This window comes from Micromonospora sp. CPCC 205561 (assembly GCF_036906775.1).
Classification (GTDB): Bacteria; Actinomycetota; Actinomycetes; order Mycobacteriales; family Micromonosporaceae; genus Micromonospora.
Genome location: NZ_JBAKHV010000029.1, coordinates 1 through 17,268, shown reverse-complemented (window position 1 = coordinate 17,268; position 17,268 = coordinate 1). Strand labels below are relative to the sequence as shown.

Sequence of the window (17,268 nt, the reverse complement as noted above, 5' to 3'; positions counted from 1 at the left end):
AAACACAAGGTGAACGTGTTCGGCGCAACTAGACAAGCGGCGTCGGGGCACGAGCCGGACACGCGTCCCGTCCGGGTACATCCAACCCCATGACGGCACAACGTCGCAGACCCGCGACGCCGCCGCGGTTGGCACCAACGGCCCGGCCGCGGCGTCACCGACGTCGCCGGGCGTGACAGCCCCCAGAGCCCGTCCCGCGCGGGCCGGCCCACACGAAGGTAGGAACAGCATGTCGGTGTCCCCTCGCCGGCTCCGCGTCGGAGCGATCGCTCTGGCGGCGCTGGCCGTAGCCTCCAGCACCGCGTGCAGCGCGGGCGGCAGCGGAGGAGGTGACGGCGGTTCGGCCAAGACCCTCACCGTCAACACCTCGTTCGTCCTCAAGACCCTCGACCCCGGCCGGATCTACGAGGCCACCGGGCTCACGGCCGTGCACTCGCTCTACGACACCCTGCTGACCTTCAAGGGTTCGGACGTCAGCAAGCCGGTCCCGGCGCTGGCCGAGTCGTACGAGGCGTCGCCCGACGCCAAGACCTTCACCTTCAAGCTGCGCGAGGGCGTGAAGTTCTCCGACGGCAGCCCGCTGACCGCCGACGACGTGGTCTTCTCCCTCAACCGGCTGAAGAACGTCAAGGCCAGCCCGGCCGTCATGGTCGGCGGCCTCACGATCGCCAAGACCGACGAGCGGACCGTCGTGGTGACCTCGGCGACCGCCGACCCGAACATCCCGGTGGTGCTCGCGATGCCCTCCACCGGCGTGGTGAACTCCAAGGTCGCCAAGGAGCACGGGGCGACCGACGCCGCCGACGCCGCGAAGACCGACACCGCGCAGCAGTACCTCGACACCAACTCCATCGGCAGCGGCCCGTACGTGCTCAAGTCGTACGACCCGTCGGCGCAGGTGGTGCTGGAGGCGAACCCCAACTACTGGGGCACCAAGCCCGAGTTCAGCCGGGTCGTGCTGCGCAACATGGACGTGCAGACCCAGAAGCTGACCATGCAGCGGGCCGGCGGCTCCGAGATCGCGCTGGACATCTCCGGCAAGCTGCTGGAGGGGCTGCCGGACACGCTGAAGACCTCCGCCATGCAGGACACCGTCTACTTCCTGTTCCTCAACGCCGACCCGGCCGTCTCCCCGGTCGCCTCGAATGCGAAGTTCAACCAGGCGCTGCGCGCCGCCATCGACTACCAGGGCATCGCCGGGCTGTACGGCAAGGGCGCCGCCCCCGGCGCCGGGCTGGTGGCCCCCGCCTACCCGGGCGCGCTGCCCGCCGGCGAGGAGTCCAAGCGTGACGTGGCGAAGGCCAAGGCGTTGCTCACCGAGGCGGGGCTGACCAACCCCACCGTCAAGTTCAACTACCCGGCCATCACGTACAAGGGGGTCGACCTGGGCACCGTGGCGACCAAGGTGCAGGGCGACGCCGCCGAGGCCGGCATCAGGCTGGAGCTGACCCCGCAGCCGCTGACCACCTTCCTCGACGAGATGCGTACCGGCAAGATGGCCCTCGGGTTCACCCCGCAGAGCCTGAACTACCCGGTCGCCGACTCGTTGATCAACAACATGTCCCCCGGCCAGGCCACCGCGCTGCGCTCGGGCTGGACCGTCGAACGCGCCGACCCGGCCGTCGTGGCCGCCGGCAAGAAGGTCACCCAGACCCTCGACCTCGCCGCCCGCGCCACCGCCATGCAGGAGTGGCAGCGGGCGATGAACGCCGCCTCGCCGTACATCGTGCTGGCCAACAACTCCTCGACCGTGGTGGCGAGCGGTGACCTGACCGGCACCGACTACACCGCCGCGGGCTGGCAGGTCGACCTGGCCGCGGTCGGCCGGGGGTAACCACCTCATGACGACGACAGTCGACGACGCCGAGCCGGGCACGGTCACCACGACCGTGTCCCGGCCCCGGCCGCGCCGGGCGCTGCTGGTGTTCCTGGCCAAGCGGGTGGCGATCACCGCCGGGCTGCTGCTGGGCGTCACGATCGTGACGTTCGGCCTGGTCACCGTCGTGCCCGGCGACCCGGTCACGGCCAACCTCTCCGACCAGGCGCTCAACGACCCCGCCACGGTGGCCGCGTTCCGCGAGAAGTGGGGCCTGAACCAGCCGCTGTACGTGCAGTACCTGCAGTACCTCGGCAACCTCTTCCAGGGCGACCTCGGCATCTCCCAGCAGACCGGCCGGACCGTGGTGGCCGACCTGTCGCAGTACGTGCCGGCGACCATGGAACTGGCCATCCCCACCATGGTGCTGGCGTTGCTGATCGGCACCGGCATCGGCATGCTCGCCGCCGTGCGCAACGGGCGGATCACCGACCAGCTGGTCCGCGTCGGCGCGCTGCTCGGCCTCTCCACCCCGCCGTTCTGGCTGTCGCTCGTCGTGCTCTACGTCTTCTTCTACCAGCTCGGCCTGGCACCCAGCGGGGGCCGGCTCTCCACCGACTTCAGCCCGCCGCCGACGGTGAGCGGCATGTACACGCTCGACGCCGCGCTCGCCGGGCAGTGGGACGTCGCCTGGGACGCCGCCCAGCACCTCGTCCTGCCGGTGCTCGTGCTGACCAGCCTCACCGTGGCGATGCTCGTCCGGTTCGTCCGCTCGTCGATGCTGGAGGTACTCCAGCAGGACTACATCCGGGCCGCGTACGCCAAGGGCCTGCCCGCCCGGGTGGTGTTCCGCCGGCACCTGCTGCGGGCCGGGCTGGTCCCGGTGATCACCGTCTCCGGGCTCGCCTTCGCCTCGCTGCTCTCCGGCACGGTGCTGGTGGAGAACATCTTCGGCTGGCCGGGCCTCGGCCAGTACGCGTACCGCAGCGCGACGGCGCTGGACCTGCCCGCGATCCTCGGCGTCAGCCTCTTCGTGGCGTTGGTCTACACGCTGGTCAACCTCACCGTCGACCTGCTCTACGGCCTCATCGACCCGAGGATCCGCCTGTCATGACCACACTCGCACCCGATCCCGTGGCGCCCGACCCCAAGGCCACCGAGGCGCTGGTCCGGCGTCGCTTCCTGGGCCGGCTGCGCGGACGCCCGACCGGGCGGCCGATCTGGCGGCAGCCCGTCGCCGCGGCCGCCCTGGTCATCCTCGGCGGGTGGCTGCTGGTGGCGCTGCTCGCCCCGCTCGTGGCGCCGTACGACCCCCTGGCGCAGAGTTCCGACGCGTACGCCCCGCCGTCCGGCGCGCACTGGTTCGGCACCGACTCCCTGGGCCGGGACGTGTTCAGCCGGGTGATCCACGGTTCCCGCCTGTCGATCCCCCTCGCGCTGGCCATCGTCTCGCTCGCCCTGCTGATCGGCGGCCTGCTCGGGCTGGTCGCCGGCTACGTGGGCCGGTTCGTCGACGAGGCGCTGATGCGCCTGACGGACCTGGTCTTCGCGTTCCCGCAGATCATCCTGGCGATGGCGGTGACCGCCGCGTTCGGGCCCAGCACCCGCAACGCCGTGCTCGCGCTGGTCATCGTCTCCTGGCCGGTCTACGCGCGGGTCATCCGCAGCGCCGTGCTGACCATGCGCGGCGAGGACTACCTCAGCGCCGCCCGGCTGCTCGGCATCGGGCCGCTGCGCGCGCTGCGCCGCGACGTCCTGCCCAACAGCGTGGGGCCGGCGATCGTGCTGGCCACCCTGGAGCTGGGCAACGCCGTGCTGCTGCTCTCGGCGCTCTCCTTCCTCGGCCTCGGCCCCCGCCCGCCGGCCGCCGAGTGGGGCTCGATGGTGGCGCTCGGCTCGCAGGACCTCTCCATGTGGTGGGTCAGCGTCTTCCCCGGTCTGGCCATCCTCACCGTGGTGATGGCGTTCAACGTGCTCGGCGACGCGCTGCGCGACCGGATCGACCCCCGCTACGCGAAGGGACGCTGAGAATGAACCCGCTGCTCGAGGTCGACTCCCTGGCCGTCACCCTGCCCGGCCCCACGGGGCCGCTGCCGATCCTGCACGACGTGTCGTTCACCGTCGGCGAGGGCGAGATGGTCGGCATCGCCGGGGAGAGCGGCTGCGGCAAGAGCCTCACCGCGCAGACCCTGCTCGGGCTGCTGCCCGCCGGCGCCAAGGTCACCGGGTCGGCCCGGTTCGCCGGCACCGAGCTGCTCGGCCTGGACGGCAAACGCTGGCAGAAGGTGCGCGGCGCCGGGATCGCGATGGTCTTCCAGGACCCCACCGCGGCGCTGCACCCGATGCTCACGATCGGCCGGCAGCTCACCGAACACATGCAGGTCCACCTGGGCCTGGACCGGCGGGCGGCCGACCGGCGGGCGGTGGAACTGCTCGAACAGGTCCGCATCCCCGACCCGCGGCGGGCGGTGCGGGCGTACCCGCACCAGTTCTCCGGCGGCATGCGGCAGCGGGCGGCCATCGCGATAGCCCTCGCCGCCCGGCCCCGGCTGCTGATCGCCGACGAGCCGACCACCGCGCTCGACGTGACGGTGCAGGCCGGCATCCTCGCGCTGCTGGACCAGCTGCGCGCCGAGACCGGGCTGGCCGTCGCCTTCATCACCCACGACCTCGGGGTGCTCAGCGCACTCACCACCCGCGGCTACGTCTTCTACGCCGGGCGGGTGGTGGAGACCGGCCCCACCGGGGCGCTGCTCACCGCGCCGCGGCACCCGTACACGGCCGCGCTGCTCGGCGCCCGTCCGCACGGCACCCAGTCCGTCGGCACGCTGCGCCCCATCCCGGGCGGGCCGCCGGCGCCGGGCCAGGCGCCGCCCGGCTGTCCGTTCCAACCCCGGTGCGGGTACGCCCAGCCGTCCTGCGGCACCGCGCCTCCCCCGCTCGCCCCCGCCGGCGCAGACCGCTCGGTGGCCTGCGTGGTCCGTCCGCACCTGGAGGTGGCGGCATGACCGAAGCGGCCGCGTCGGGCAGCCTGCTCGACATCAGCGACGTCGAGGTGGAGTACCGGGCCCGCGGCCGGGGCCCCGTCCGGGCCGTGGCCGGGGTGAGCCTGCAGGTGGCGCCCGGCCAGATCGTCGGCCTGGTCGGCGAGTCCGGCTGCGGCAAGTCGTCGCTGGCCCGGGTGGCGGTCGGGCTGGCCGCCCCGAGCGCCGGGACGATCCGGTTCGCCGGCCGCCCGGTCACCCCGCTGGGCTGGCGGCGCCGCCCGGTGCCACAGGTCGGGCTCCAGATGGTCTTCCAGAATCCGTACGCGTCGTTGAACCCCCGGCGCACCATCGGCGCCCAGCTCCTCGACGGGGTGCCGGAGACGGTGACCGGGGCCGCCCGCCGGGCGCGGGTCGCCGAGCTGCTGGACCGGGTCGGCATGCCGGCCGAGGCGGCGGAGCGCTACCCGCACCAGTTCTCCGGCGGCCAGCGGCAGCGGCTCGCGATCGCGCGGGCGCTCGCCCCGGAACCCCGCATGATCATCGCGGACGAGCCGGTCACCGCGCTGGACGCCTCGTCCCAGGCACAGGTGGTCAACCTGCTCGTCGGGCTGGTCCGGGACCTGGAGATGGGCATGCTCTTCATCTCGCACGACCTGTCGCTGGTGCACGAGATCGCCGACGTCACGGCGGTGATGTACCTGGGCCGGATCGTCGAGACAGCGCCCACCCGGGAGCTGTGGCGCTCGCCCCGGCACCCGTACAGCCGGGCGCTGATCGACGCGGTGCCGCAGATCGGCCCGCACCCGCAACTGCCCAGGACGCTCGCCGGGGAGGTGCCCGACCCGGCACACGCGCCGACCGGGTGCCGGTTCCGGCCGCGCTGCGCGCACGCCTTCGCGCCGTGCGGCGAGCACCCGCCCACGCTGGAGCTCGGCGGACGCAGCGCCGCCTGCTGGCTCAACGACCCCACGGTGGCGCCGACCACCGTGCCCGCCGCGTAGAGGACACCGCATGCACATCCCCACCGAACAGGTCCTGGTCAACCTCGCGCTCTACGACGGCGTACGGGACGACGTCCAACGCGACAGCGGCATCTGGATCGGCGCCGACGGCACGATCCGCGCCGTCGGGCCGGTCGACGACGTCCTCGCCGAGGCCGGCGACGCCCGGGTGGTCGACCTGCACGGCGACCACGTCATGCCCGGCCTGACCAACATGCACGTGCACCTCTCGCTCGGCCTGCCCGGCCACTTCGGCGACGAGGTGCACCGCTCGAACCTCGCCGAGCTGGTGCTGCTGATGGCCGACTCGGCGCGCCGCACCCTGCACTCCGGCGTCACCACCGCCCGCCTCGTCGGCGAGAGCCGGTACGCCGACTTCGCCCTGCGCAAGGGCATCGAACGCGGCGCGGTGGACGGCCCGCGCATCTTCACCGCCGGGCACGCCCTCTGCTGCACCGGCGGACACGGCTGGGAGGCCGACGCCCTGGAGGCCGACGGGGCGGACGGGTTCCGCCGCCTCACCCGGCAGCAGATCCGGGCCGGCGCCGACCTGATCAAGGTGTGCATCTCCGGCGGCATCGCCGGCGAGTTCGAGTCGATCGACACCCCCCAGCTGCTCGACGACGAGCTGGCGGCGGTGATCCGGGTCGCGCACGACTGGGGGCGCAAGGTCACCGCGCACGCCGGCCCGGCCGACTCGGTGCGCCGCGCCGTGGAACTCGGGCTGGACTGCGTGGAGCACGGCTACGAGCTGACCGACGAGGTCACCCGGCTCATGGCCGACCGGGGCGTCTGGTACGTCCCGACCATCGTGGTCAGCCGCTGCGAGCAGTTCTTCCGCGACTCCGGCGTACCGGGCTGGCTGATGGACCGGGCCCTGGCCGCCGGGCCCCGGCACTGGGAGAGCCTCCAGCACGCCATCCGCAACGGGGTGCCGATCGCGCTGGGCAGCGACATGCCGCCGCACGCCGGCTACGACGAGACGACCGCGACGGTGCGTGAGCTGGAGTTCATGGTGGACGCCGGGATGCCCGTCGCCGACGCGCTGAAGTCCGCCACCATCCGCCCCGCGCAGTGGCTGGGCCGGGCCGACACGCTCGGCAGCGTCGAGGCGGGCAAGCACGCCGACCTGCTGGTCCTGCGCGACGACCCCACCCGCTCGGTCTCGGCGCTGCGCACCCTGCACACCGTGCTCAAGGGCGGCGTCTGCTACCGCGACGACCTGGGCCGCCTCGGGGTCGCCCGATGACGACGATCACCGAGGTCGCCGACCGGTACCTCGACGCGCTCGCCGAGCTGGACCCGGAGGCCGCCGAGGCGGCCGGTCGTACCCCCGGCTCGCACTTCGCGGACCTCTCCCCCGACGGCTTCGCCGCCCGCGCGGAGCTGGCCCGCGGCACCGCCACGGCCGCGGCCGGCGCCGCCGCCGACGGCACGGCGCAGCGGGCCCTGGCCGGCGCGCTGCTCGACCGGCTGGCCAGCGAGGTGGACCTGTACGACGCGGGCTTCACCACCCGGCTGCTCGCCCCGCTGGCCACGCCGGTGCACCTGGTGCGGCAGGTCTTCGACAACCTGCCCCGCGCCACCGAGCGGGACTGGGCGGTCGTCGCCGCGCACCTGCGCCGGGTGCCCGCGGCCCTCGGCCAGTACGCCGACACGCTGCGCTGGTCGGCACAGCGGGGACACCTCGTCGCGCGCCGGCAGGTGCTGGCGGTCGCCGGGCAGTGCACCGCCTGGGTCACCTCGGACGACTTCTACGGCCGGCTGGTGGCCGGCGGCCCGGACGGGCCGCTGGCCGCGGAGCTGGCCGCAGGGGCGCGCTCGGCCGCCGCCGCCACCGCGGACTTCGCCGCGTTCCTGCGCACCGAGCTGGCACCCCGGGCCACCGACGTCGACGGCGTCGGCCGCGACCTGTACGCCGTCACCGCGCGCAGCTTCCTCGGCGCCACCGTCGACCTGGACGAGCTGTACGCGTACGGCTGGGAGGAGCTGGCCCGCACCGCCGCCGAGCAGCGCGCGGTCGCCACCGAGCTGGGCCACCCGGACGTGGCGCGGGCGCGGGCCGCGCTGGACGCCGACCCCGCCGGCCGGGTGCCGGTCGGGCCCGAGCTGGAGGCGTGGCTGCGCCGGCGCACCGAGCGGCTCACCGACGCCCTGGACGGCCCGCACTTCGACATCCCGGCCGCCACCCGGCAGGTGGTGTGCCGGCTCAGCCCCGCCGCCGCCGGCGTCATGTACTACACCCCGCCCGACGCCGGGTTGACCCGCCCGGGCGGGATCTGGTGGTCGACGCCCCCGGGCGAGTCGACGGTGCCGGTGTGGCGGCACGTCGGGACGCTCTGCCACGAGGGGCTGCCCGGGCACCACCTCCAACACGCGATCACCCTGACCACCGCCGACCTGCACCCGTGGCAGCGTTCGCTGTGCCAGGTGCACGGCTACGCGGAGGGGTGGGCGCACTACGCCGAGCGCCTCGCCGACGAGCTGGGCCTCTACGCCGGCCCCGCGGAGCGGCTCGGGATGCTCGACGGGCAGATGTGGCGCGCCGCCCGGGTGGTCATCGACCTCGGCCTGCACCTGGACGTGCCGATCCCGGCCGGGAACGGCTTCACCGACGCGCGGCGCTGGACCCCCGAGCTGGCCGTGGACTTCCTGATCCGCGTCGCCGGCCTGGACGCGGCGACCGCGCGGTTCGAGGTCGACCGGTACCTCGGCTGGCCGGCGCAGGCGCTGGCCTTCAAGGTCGGGGCACGGCTCTGGCAGCAGGCCCGCCGGGACGCCGAGCGCCGTGAGGGCGCCGCGTTCGACCGCAGGCGGTTCCATCACCGGGCCCTGCGGCTCGGGCCGATGGGGCTCGACCCGCTGCGCGCCCGCCTCGCCGAACTCCCCTGACCCGCCGCCGCCCCCGACGCACCGCCACCCCCGTCCGCCCCCGCCCGGAAGCGAGCCCCGATGACCGTTGACGACCTGACCGCCGCCATCACCGACATGTACCGCTCGTTGGGCGACCGGGCGGCGTTCGACGCCCGCCTGCACCCCGACCTGACGATCTGGGAGTCCGACTCGCCCGAGCTGCTCTCCGGCCTGCCCGCCCTGGACGACCTGCGGGACCGCCGGGCGGCGGCCCGCGGCCCCGCCGAGGCACCGACCTCCGTCGCCCCGGAGGGGTTCCGGGCCGAGTCGTGGGACGACACCGGGCTGGTCCGCTACGTCCTGCGGGCCCGGTACGCGACCGGACGGCCGGACGACTGCTTCCGGGTGACCGACGTGCTGCGCCGCGACGGGCGGGACTGGCGGATCGTGCACCACCACGCGGAGGCCCTGCGATGAGCGCCGAGGAACCGGTCACCGACCTGTACGACCTGCGGGTCGTGGTGGAGCGGATCGAGGGTCGCTCCGTCTGCGGGCTACAGCCGGGCGACCACTTCGATCTGACCGAGTCGAACCGGCTCAGCATCCCCGCCGGCCGGCACTTCTGCCTCTACGCCCTCGCCGCGTGCCTGCCGCTGCTGCCGGCCAAGCAGCGCCCGCTGCCGCCGGAGGACTGGCTGGCCCGGGACTGCCACGTGGCCTGCCCCGACCCGGACGAGCGGGTCATCCTGCGCATCGAGCGGACCGGCCGGCGCCAGATCCCGACTGGAGAACTGACGTGAGCACCGACGACGGACGCCGACTGGTCGGCATCGGACTCCAGTCCGACAAGAGCGCCGACGAGTACGCCGCGCTGGCCGAGCTCGTCGAGGGGCACGGCTTCGACGTGCTGTCCGTCTTCGGCGACCTGATGTACCAGCCGCCGTTCTTCCCGCTGCTGGTGGCCGCGCGGCACACCCGGCGGATCCGGCTCGGCTCGGCCTGCCTCAACCCGTTCACCATGCACCCGGTGGAGATCGCCGGTCAGGTCGCCGCACTGGACCTGGCGTCGCGGGGGCGGGCCTACCTCGGGCTGGCCCGGGGCACCTGGCTCGACCAGATCGGGGTGCCGCAGGCCAGGCCGCTGCGGCGGATCACCGAGACCGTCGACGTGGTCCGGTTGCTGCTCTCCCGCGACGAGGGGGGCTTCCAGGGCCGGGAGTTCACCGTGGCGCCCGGCACCGCCCTGCGCTACGCCCCGGTCCGCGCCGACGTGCCGGTCCTGGTGGGCACGTGGGGCCAGCAGACGGCCCGGACCGCCGCCGCGTTCGCCTCCGAGATCAAGGTCGGCGGGTCGGCCAACCCGGCGATGGCAAAGACGATGCGGGCCTGGCTCGACGACGCCACCCCCGCCGGTCGCCCGGGTGGCGACGTCGGCGTGGTGCTCGGCGCCGTCACCGTGGTCGACGAGGACGGTGCCCTGGCCCGCCGCGCCGCCCGCACGGAGGTGGCCATGTACCTCGCCGTGGTCGCCGCCCTCGACCCGAACGTCGACATCGACCCCGAGCTGCTGGCCCGGATCCAACAACACGTCGCCCGTCAGGAACACGACCTCGCCGGCGCGCTGATCGGCGGCGACCTGCTCGACCTGTTCGCCTTCTCCGGCACCCCGGAGCACATCGCGGCGCAGGCCGCGGCGGTCTTCGACGCCGGGGCCACCCGGGTGGAGTTCGGCACCCCGCACGGGCTGACCCCGGCCACCGGCGTCGACCTGCTCGGCCGCCGGGTGCTGCCGCTGCTCAGGGGCTGACGCCGCGGCGGGGTGGGTCGGCACGGGGCGCCGACCCACCCCGTACCGGGGTTATTTCCGACGCCAGTCGCGTTCTTTCGTATTGAGGTTCAGCTCTTGCATTGTGGAGTCGCCTGCTGACACCATGGCCATCGACAGCTCCCCCTACCGGAAGGAGCAGGGCCATGGCCGTGTCCCGTCGGAAACTGATCGGATCCCTCGCCGCGGGTTCGGCCCTCGCCGCCGTCTCCCCGACCGACCTGGTGTCCGCCCTGCGCGGCACGGCCCTCGCGGCCAGCCCGCCCGGCGACGTCGTAGGCAAAATCTCGGTGGGCTACCAGGGCTGGTTCAGCTGCCCGGGCGACGGGGCGCCGATCGGCGGCTGGTGGCACTGGAGCCGCGACCGGTTCCAGTCGCCCTCGCCCACCAACACCACCATCGTCTCCTGGCCCGACATGCGGGAGTACGCCCGCGGCTACACCACCGCCTACCCGCCGCTGGGCAACGGCCAGCCGGCGCAGCTCTTCTCCTCCTACGACCAGCAGACCGTCGACACCCACTTCCGCTGGATGCGGGAGCACGGCTGCGACACCGCCGCCCTGCAACGGTTCAACCCGTTCGGCGACGAGGGGCCGACGCGCGACGCCATGACGGTCAAGGTGCGCGACGCGGCGGAACGGCACGGCCGCAAGTTCTACATCATGTACGACGTCACCGGCTGGACGGCGATGCAGTCCCAGATCAAGCAGGACTGGACCAGCCGGATGTCCGCGCACACCGCGTCCTCGGCGTACGCGCGACAGAACGGCCGGCCGGTGGTCTGCGTCTGGGGTTTCGGCTTCAACGACGACGGCCGCCCGTTCGCGCCCGCGGCCTGCCTCGACGTCGTCAACTGGTTCAGGGCCCAGGGCTGCTACGTCATCGGCGGCGTGCCGACGTACTGGCGGCAGGGCGTCAACGACTCCCGGCCGGGCTTCTCCGAGGTCTACCACGCGTTCCACATGATCTCGCCGTGGATGGTCGGCCGCACCGGCACCCTGGACGGACTCGACTGGTTCCACACCAACGTCAACGTCCCCGACCTGGCCGACTGCGCCGCGCACGGCATCGACTACCAGCCCTGCGTGATGCCGGGCGACCTCTCGGCCGGGCACCGCCGCCACGGCGACTTCTACTGGCGGCACCTCTACAACATGACCCGGCTCGGCGCCCAGGGCCTCTACGTCTCGATGTTCGACGAGTTCAACGAGGGCAACCAGATCGCCAAGACCAGCGAGACGCAGGCGACCACGCCGGCCGGGGCCGGCATCCGGGCGTTGGACGAGGACGGCACCGCCTGCTCCGCCGACTACTACCTGCGGATCACCGCCGACGGCGGCCGGATGTTCAAGGGGCAGCTCCCCCTGACCGCCGTACGGCCGACGCCGCCGGTCGCCGGCGGGGGCCCCGCGCCCGGCGGCGACCTCGCCGCGGGCCGACCCGCGTCGGCGAGCAGCCAGAACGGCCCCTTCGTCGCCGGCAACGCCGTCGACGCCGACGCGGGCAGCTACTGGGAGTCCGCCGGCGCCGGCCTGCCCCAGTGGTGGCAGGTCGACCTGGGCGCGAACCACCCGGTGGCCCGCGTCGTCCTCGCCCTGCCCGCTGGCTGGGCGGCGCGCACCCAGACGCTGACGGTGCTGGGCAGCACCGACGGCACGTCCTTCACGCCGCTCACCGGGCCGCTCGGGGTGCGGTTCGACCCGGCCACGGGCAACACCGCCACCCTGACCGTGCCGCCGACCACCGCCCGGCACGTCCGGGTGGCGGTCACCGGCAACACCGGCTGGCCGGCGGCCCAGCTCGCCCGGGTCGGCGTCCACGCGGCGACCGGATCGTCCGCCCCGCCCACCCCGCCGGGCGGCCTGACGGTCACCGGCCGGAGCTCGGCCAGCGTGTCGCTGGCCTGGACCGCCTCCACCGACGCCGACGGCGTGGCGGGCTACCAGGTGCGCCGGGGCGGGCAGACCGTGGCGTCCGTCGCGGGCACCTCCGCCACCGTGGGCGGGCTGGCGCCGGCAACCGCGTACACCTTCACGGTGGTCGCGGTGGACACGACCGGCGCGTCGTCGGCGCCGTCCCCCGCGGTGTCGGTGACCACCGACCCCGCGCCCGGCACCGACCTCGCCCGGGGCAGGCCGGTGACCGAGAGCAGCCACGTCCAGGCGTACGGCTGCGCCAACACCGTAGACGGCAACCCCGACACCTACTGGGAGAGCGCCGGCGACGCCTTCCCGCAGTGGGTCCGGGTCGACCTCGGCGCGAGCGTCGCCGTGGGACAGGTCGTGCTCCGGCTCCCACCGGCCGCCGCCTGGCAGCGGCGCACCCAGACGCTCTCGGTCGAGACGAGCCCCGACGGCACCGCCTGGAGCACCGTCGTCGCGTCGGCCGCCCGGGTCTTCGATCCGGCCACCGGCAACCGGGTCGCGCTGACCGTCGCGGCGACGCCGGCCCGGTACGTGCGGGTCCGCGTCACCGGCAACACCGGCTGGCCGGCGGCGCAGCTGTCCCAGCTCGAGGTGTACGCCGCCTAGCGGCGTCGCCGGGCCCCCGCCCGGCCCGCAGTCCGGCCGCGCGGCCGGATCCGTCCCCCACGAAGAGAGTTCAGCCATGTCCTGGAGCAGGATCCCGGCGCCACCGTGGTCGTCGCGGCGCGGGCCCCGGCGGCCCTCGGCGGCGCTCGCCTCGGCCGTCGCCCTCGCGAGCGCCCTCGGCGTCCTGGCCGGCGCGCCCGGCCCCGCCGCCGCCACCCCGCCCGCCGGCGCCGCGCCCGTCGTCACCCGCGCCGGCCTGGACCCGCGGTTGGTGGCCGGGCGGGGCGCCGACGTCGGCTTCGTCGAGCAGGAGGCGGAGAACGCCACCACCGACGGCGAGGTCATCGGCCCCGACCGCTCGGCCTACACGCTGCCCGCCGAGGCCTCCGGGCGCCGGGCGGTCCGGCTCACCCCCGGGCGGTACGTCGAGTTCACGCTGCCCCGCGCGGCCAACGCGATCACCGTGCGGTACAGCATCCCCGACGCGCCGGGCGGCGGCGGCATCACCGCCCCGCTGGACGTCGCCGTCAACGACCGGCGGGTCCGGACGATGACCCTCACCTCGCAGTACGCCTGGCTCTACAACCAGTACCCGTTCTCCAACGACCCGGGCGCCGGGCTGCTGCACCCGGACTGGTGGATCACCGAGTGCTCGTGCGTGCCGTCGGCCACCACGCCGTACCCGACGATCTCCACCCCGTTCCGCCCCAGCCACTTCTACGACGAGCAGCGCCTGCTGCTCGGCCGGACGTACCGGGCGGGCGACCGGGTCCGGCTCACCGCCCCGGCGGGCAGCAACGCGGCGTGGACGGTGATCGACCTGCTGGACTCCGAACTCGTCGGCCCGCCGCGGGTGCGGCTGCGTGCCGCGAACGTGCTGGCCTTCGGCGCGGACCCGACCGGACGCCGCGACGCCGCGCCGGCGCTGGAGCGGGCCATCGCCTTCGCCCGGCGGGCGAACCTGCCGGTCTACCTGCCGCCGGGCACCTACCAGGTCAACCGCCACATCATCGTCGACGACGTGACGATCGAGGGCGCCGGCAACTGGTACACGATCATCAAGGGGCGCGAGGTCGCGCTGCCCACGCCCGCCCCGGACGGCTCGGTGCACACCGGCGTCGGCTTCTACGGCCGCGACGCCGCCGACGGGGGCAGCCGCAACGTGCACCTCTCCGGCTTCGCCATCGAGGGCGACGTCCGCGAGCGCATCGACACCGACCAGGTCAACGCGATCGGCGGCGCGATGAGCGACTCCAGCATCGACGGCCTGCACCTGCGCCACACCAAGGTGGGCATCTGGTTCGACGGGCCGATGTCCAACGTGCGGGTCACCAACACCATCATCGTCGACCAGATCGCGGACGGGCTCAACTTCCACACCGGCGTGACCGACTCGCTGGTCGCCCACACCTTCGTACGCAACAGCGGCGACGACGGGCTCGCGATGTGGTCCGAGAAGGTGGGCAACGCCCGCAACACGTTCGACCACAACACCGTGCAGTCGCCGGTGCTCGCCAACGGCATCGCCCTCTACGGCGGCACCGACCTCACCGTGTCGAACAACCTGGTCGCCGACCCGGTACGGGAGGGCAGCGCGATCCAGATCGGGTCCCGCTTCGGCGCGGAGCCGTTCACCGGCCGGCTGCTCGTCACCGGCAACACCACCGCCCGCGCCGGCACGTACGAGCTGAACTGGAAGATCGGGCTCGGCGCCATCTGGTTCTACGCGCTCGACCGGGACATCGACGCGACGATCGAGGTGGTCGGGGACAGCTACCTCGACAGCACGTACAACGCCATCATGCTGGTCAGCGACTGGCCGGTGAAGGACCTCCACTCGATCACCAACGTCCGGTTCCGCGACATCCGGGTCGACGGCACCGGCACCTCGGTGCTGAGCGCCCGTTCGGCGGGCTCGGCCTCGTTGCGCAACGTCGACGCCCGCAACGTCGGGGCGGTCGGGGTCAACAACTGCGGATCGTTCCACTTCACCCCCGCCGGATCGGAGTTCGCCCTCACCGACCTCGGCGACAACGACGGCGGCTGGCTGGCACCGTGGCTGCTGCCTAACACCATCACCTGCGACGACCGCCCGCCGGTGGTGCCACCGCCGCCGCCGTCCTCCTGGTAGTCGTCGTGCCGGGCGGGCGTCGTCCCGCCCGGCGCGGCGCCGGCCGGTCGGGGCCGTCCCGGAGCATCGAGCGAACGGCGGGCACGGCGATTCCCGGAACCGATTGACTTTCGATAGCTTGCGAGCGATAGTCGATGGGTGTTCACCGAGCATCGTGCGGTAGCCCCGCTCAGAATCGTCCTCGTCCTGCTGTTCGGGATCCTGGTCATGCTCCAGACCTTCTCGCTGCCCGGGCAGTTCGCCCACATGGCCGAGGAGTCCCCCGACCTCGCCTACCTCAGATGGCCGATGACCGCCGTGGCGGTGTTCTGGGTGCTCTGCATCCAGGTGGTGATCGTGGCCACCTGGAAGCTGCTCACCCTGGTCAAGCACGACCGCATCTTCAGTGACGCGGCCCTGGGCTGGGTGAACGCGATCGTCTGGGCGATCGCCGCCGCCTGGGTGGTGCTGCTGGGCGTGTTCCTCTACGTCGGTTTCAACGCGTCGGACCCCGGCACGCCGCTGCTGCTGTTCCTGATGCTGGTCGGCGTCGCCGCACTCGGGCTCCTGATGGTGGTCATGCGCGCGCTGCTGCGGCAGGCGACGACGCTGCGTACCGACATGGAGGCGGTGATCTGATGCCCATCGTCGTCCGCATCGACGTCGAGTTGGCGAAACGCAAGATGAGCGTCGGCGAGTTCGCCGAGCGGGTCGGGCTGACGCCGGCGAACGTGGCGGTGCTGAAGAACGGCCGCGCCAAGGCGGTGCGTTTCAGCACCCTGGAGGCCATGTGCCGGGTGCTCGACTGCCAGCCCGGCGACCTGCTCGAGTGGGTCGAGGAATGAACCGGCACGGCGCACCCGGCGCCGCGTGCCGAACGAGATCCGACGCGCCGGGCCCGCGCGCCGACAGGGTCGGCCGCGGGCCCGGAATCCGAAAGGAGACCTCATGAAGTACCTTCTCGCCGTCGTCGCCCTCCTCGGCGTCGCGATCGGGGTCGCGGGCGTCGTCTACGGGGAGGCCGACGACTCGCCCGGCCTCCAACTCCTCGGCGTCGTGCTCGTCCTCGGCGCCGTCGTCTACGGCGTGCGGGTCCTCCGGCGCGGCCGGTAGCCGTACGCCGGGCACCCGCGGACGCCCGCCACGGCGGGGAGGTCGGCAACCCGACCTCCCCGCCGTGGCGCTCAGAGGGTGGTTTCGCCGTTGAGGCCGAAGTAGTCGTGCCATTTGGTGGTGGGGTGGAAGGTGGTGCCGGTGGAGAGTGCTACGTGGACGTCGTTGGTGGTGCCTTTGGTGAAGACGATGATGTCGTCTTTGCCGTCTCCGTTGGCGTCGGCGAGGTAGGGGAATTCGCCGGGTAGGCAGAAGTGGTCGTGCCATTTGATGGTGGTGCCGGTGAAGGTGGTGCCGGTGGAGGTGGCGGCGTAGACGTCGGCGTTGGTGTCGCAGGTGAAGGTGATGATGTCGTCTTTGCCGTCGCCGTTGATGTCGCCGATGCGGGGTTGTTCGGTGCCGATGGCGAAGAGGTCGTGCCATTTTTGGGGTGGGCCGAAGTTGGTGCCGGTGGAGAGGGCGATGATGACGTCGGCGGCGGTGTGGGGGCCTTGGGTGAAGGTGATGATGTCGTCGCGGCCGTCGCCGTTGACGTCGCCGAGGGCGGGGTGTTCGCCGGGGATGGAGAAGTAGTCGTGCCATTTGATGGCGGTGCCGGTGAACGATGATCCGGTGGAGAGGGCGACGTAGACGTCGGCGTTGGTGTCGTGGGTGAAGGTGATGATGTCGTCGCGGTTGTCGCCGTTGACGTCGCCGATGGCGGCGACTTCGTTGTGTGGGGCGAACCAGTCGTGCCATTTTTGGCTGGGGGTGAAGGTGGTGCCGGTGGAGGTGGCGACGTAGACGTCGTTGAGGGTGCCTCGGGTGAAGGTGATGATGTCGTCGCGGTTGTCGCCGTTGAAGTCGCCGGTGAGTAGGGTTTCGTTGTTGAGGCCGAAGTAGTCGTGCCATTTGGTGCTGGTTCCGGTGAAGGTGGTGCCGGTGGAGGTGGCGACGTAGACGTCGTTGAGGGTGCCTCGGGTGAAGGTGACGATGTCGTCGCGGCCGTCGCCGGTGAAGTCCGTCGGCGAGCCCGCCAGATACCCGCCCCCG

16 protein-coding genes are annotated in these 17,268 nt (G+C 73.1%); 15 read left to right on the top strand and 1 reads right to left on the bottom strand.

The genetic code is table 11. The features are described 5' to 3' along the window. Positions 1 to 229 precede the first annotated feature (229 nt). From V6V16_RS16730 to V6V16_RS16660, 15 genes are all read left to right on the top strand, one after another. On the top strand, positions 230 to 1,834 hold the full coding sequence (locus V6V16_RS16730; RefSeq protein ID WP_334563128.1) for an ABC transporter substrate-binding protein: 1,605 nt from the start codon (positions 230 to 232) through the stop codon (positions 1,832 to 1,834). 7 nt (positions 1,835 to 1,841) lie between these two features. Further along, the gene (locus tag V6V16_RS16725; protein WP_334563127.1) at positions 1,842 to 2,930 is read left to right on the top strand and encodes an ABC transporter permease; all 1,089 of its coding nucleotides are present in this window, start codon (positions 1,842 to 1,844) and stop codon (positions 2,928 to 2,930) included. After that, the gene (locus V6V16_RS16720; protein ID WP_334563125.1) at positions 2,927 to 3,844 is read left to right on the top strand and encodes an ABC transporter permease; all 918 of its coding nucleotides are present in this window, start codon (positions 2,927 to 2,929) and stop codon (positions 3,842 to 3,844) included. Before V6V16_RS16725 ends, V6V16_RS16720 begins: the two co-directional genes overlap by 4 nt. 2 nt (positions 3,845 to 3,846) lie before the next feature. Next, positions 3,847 to 4,824: an ABC transporter ATP-binding protein gene (locus V6V16_RS16715; protein ID WP_334563123.1), complete on the top strand. Its 978-nt coding sequence runs from the start codon at positions 3,847 to 3,849 to the stop codon at positions 4,822 to 4,824. Beyond that, entirely contained in the window at positions 4,821 to 5,804 is a 984-nt protein-coding gene (locus V6V16_RS16710) for an ABC transporter ATP-binding protein (RefSeq protein WP_334563121.1), read from the top strand. The genes V6V16_RS16715 and V6V16_RS16710 overlap by 4 nt, the downstream gene beginning before the upstream one ends. A gap of 10 nt (positions 5,805 to 5,814) precedes the next feature. Continuing rightward, positions 5,815 to 7,053: an amidohydrolase family protein gene (locus tag V6V16_RS16705; protein WP_334563119.1), complete on the top strand. Its 1,239-nt coding sequence runs from the start codon at positions 5,815 to 5,817 to the stop codon at positions 7,051 to 7,053. After that, complete coding sequence (locus tag V6V16_RS16700) at positions 7,050 to 8,696, top strand: DUF885 domain-containing protein (protein WP_334563117.1); 1,647 nt, start codon at positions 7,050 to 7,052, stop codon at positions 8,694 to 8,696. Before V6V16_RS16705 ends, V6V16_RS16700 begins: the two co-directional genes overlap by 4 nt. Before the next feature lie 60 nt (positions 8,697 to 8,756). Further along, the gene (locus tag V6V16_RS16695; protein ID WP_334563115.1) at positions 8,757 to 9,134 is read left to right on the top strand and encodes a nuclear transport factor 2 family protein; all 378 of its coding nucleotides are present in this window, start codon (positions 8,757 to 8,759) and stop codon (positions 9,132 to 9,134) included. Then, a complete protein-coding gene (locus V6V16_RS16690) occupies positions 9,131 to 9,457 on the top strand; it encodes a TIGR04076 family protein (protein ID WP_334563112.1) in 327 nt (108 codons plus the stop codon). Before V6V16_RS16695 ends, V6V16_RS16690 begins: the two co-directional genes overlap by 4 nt. After that, positions 9,454 to 10,464: an LLM class flavin-dependent oxidoreductase gene (locus V6V16_RS16685; protein WP_334563111.1), complete on the top strand. Its 1,011-nt coding sequence runs from the start codon at positions 9,454 to 9,456 to the stop codon at positions 10,462 to 10,464. The genes V6V16_RS16690 and V6V16_RS16685 overlap by 4 nt, the downstream gene beginning before the upstream one ends. Before the next feature lie 164 nt (positions 10,465 to 10,628). Continuing rightward, a complete protein-coding gene (locus V6V16_RS16680) occupies positions 10,629 to 13,013 on the top strand; it encodes a discoidin domain-containing protein (RefSeq protein WP_334563109.1) in 2,385 nt (794 codons plus the stop codon). A 76-nt stretch (positions 13,014 to 13,089) separates the two neighbouring features. Beyond that, complete coding sequence (locus V6V16_RS16675; RefSeq protein ID WP_334563107.1) at positions 13,090 to 15,144, top strand: glycosyl hydrolase family 28-related protein; 2,055 nt, start codon at positions 13,090 to 13,092, stop codon at positions 15,142 to 15,144. 138 nt (positions 15,145 to 15,282) lie between these two features. Further along, positions 15,283 to 15,762 (top strand): DUF2975 domain-containing protein, encoded by a 480-nt coding sequence (locus V6V16_RS16670; RefSeq protein ID WP_334563105.1) that lies wholly within the window; start codon positions 15,283 to 15,285, stop codon positions 15,760 to 15,762. Then, complete coding sequence (locus V6V16_RS16665; protein WP_091094605.1) at positions 15,762 to 15,968, top strand: helix-turn-helix domain-containing protein; 207 nt, start codon at positions 15,762 to 15,764, stop codon at positions 15,966 to 15,968. The genes V6V16_RS16670 and V6V16_RS16665 overlap by 1 nt, the downstream gene beginning before the upstream one ends. A 103-nt stretch (positions 15,969 to 16,071) precedes the next feature. Further along, positions 16,072 to 16,236: a hypothetical protein gene (locus tag V6V16_RS16660; protein WP_334563103.1), complete on the top strand. Its 165-nt coding sequence runs from the start codon at positions 16,072 to 16,074 to the stop codon at positions 16,234 to 16,236. Between the two features lie 71 nt (positions 16,237 to 16,307). Here V6V16_RS16660 and V6V16_RS16655 read toward each other — a convergent pair. Then, on the bottom strand, positions 16,308 to 17,268 hold a 961-nt coding region (locus V6V16_RS16655), incomplete at its 5' end, for an FG-GAP repeat domain-containing protein (RefSeq protein ID WP_334563101.1).